The organism is Dokdonella fugitiva, assembly GCF_004342425.1.
GTDB classification, from domain to species: Bacteria; Pseudomonadota; Gammaproteobacteria; order Xanthomonadales; family Rhodanobacteraceae; genus Dokdonella_A; species Dokdonella_A fugitiva.
On record NZ_SLWQ01000034.1, the window covers coordinates 1 to 1,054 of the forward strand.

2 protein-coding genes are annotated in these 1,054 nt (G+C 51.3%); both read right to left on the reverse strand.

Annotated features, from left to right (window positions below; translation table 11 throughout):
* Positions 1–143: 143 nt before the first annotated feature.
* Complete coding sequence (locus EV148_RS18265; protein WP_132000285.1) at positions 144–410, reverse strand: hypothetical protein; 267 nt, start codon at positions 408–410, stop codon at positions 144–146.
* A gap of 69 nt (positions 411–479) precedes the next feature.
* Positions 480–920 (reverse strand): hypothetical protein, encoded by a 441-nt coding sequence (locus EV148_RS18270; RefSeq protein WP_199222834.1) that lies wholly within the window; start codon positions 918–920, stop codon positions 480–482.
* Positions 921–1,054: the final 134 nt, after the last annotated feature.

The window sequence follows — 1,054 nt, forward strand, 5'->3', positions numbered from 1 at the left end:
AACGTGTGGCTTCGTCCCGGCGGATTCCATCATGGCCCGAGCACCTTCTGCTCACCGCAAGGCCGAATACACGACTGCAACCGCACCGCTTGCCAGAAGCGAAATCACTCGGTCACTTGCAAGGGGAGTCCATACACGAATTGTTAGGCCGCTGGCCCGATGATTCTGCAAATACTTGAGATGAGATAAGCAATTGCAATCGCAAGGGTCAGATGTCGCTTCCAGCCGGCCTCGTTGCCGAAGGCGGCCATTACGCCCCACATGAGTGAGCCGAGATATGCATTTGTTGCAAGCAACGCACTTGATTGGCTCCAAGGAGCATTGCTCAAAAGCGTTGCAATGGCGACGAAGCCAAAGAGGTAGCGCAGTGGGGCTGTGAATAAATAGCTTTTGCGAATTTCGGTTGACATGGAATTCTCTCTGCGGCCTAACGTCTGACATGAGGGGCCGCCGATAGGCGGTCCCTCTCGATGGATGGGTTAGGCCGCAGTAGCAAAGTATCTAACGACCTTGCAGTTCGTAGGTGCACCACTTTGAACCTTATGAAGAAGCCAGTAACCGTAGCCTTGAGACAGCCCGAAAGCAAATTCAAATGCGGCGAAAAACCAAACAATCGAAGCTCCATTCATGACCAGAAGATAATACAACTGCCAGATAAAGAATAAGGTACGAGCTGCGGTATCAAAAAGCCCAAAGATAGGTTGCGGGTTCCAGATGCGCAGAAGAGACCAGACTATGACGATGCTGCCAAGAAGGTTGGCAAAAAGGACGTGCAATGGCTCAAATGCCGGAAGGGGCGAGAGCTGACCTAGCATTTGATGGACTATGTGAAATGTCCATGGTGTAGCGAATGCTGCAGTTGCGACGAGATCGTAAATTGCACTTGAACGCACAAGCTGACGATATTTGACGGAGAGCATGGACGTGGGCATTCCTTTAGCAGAGTTGATGGGACGGTGTGTAATGACCCAGTGAATTCCTGCTCAGGTGTAACCTTTGACCGAGGAGACACCATGAGTGCAGTGATGGAAGAAGAGATCAAGCGTTGGACAGC

Coding starts and splice junctions, on each gene's coding strand:
- EV148_RS18265 (WP_132000285.1), bottom strand. CDS start 410: ATGTCAACCGAAATTCGCAAAAGCTATTTATTCACAGCCCCACTGCGC.
- EV148_RS18270 (WP_199222834.1), bottom strand. CDS start 920: ATGCTCTCCGTCAAATATCGTCAGCTTGTGCGTTCAAGTGCAATTTAC.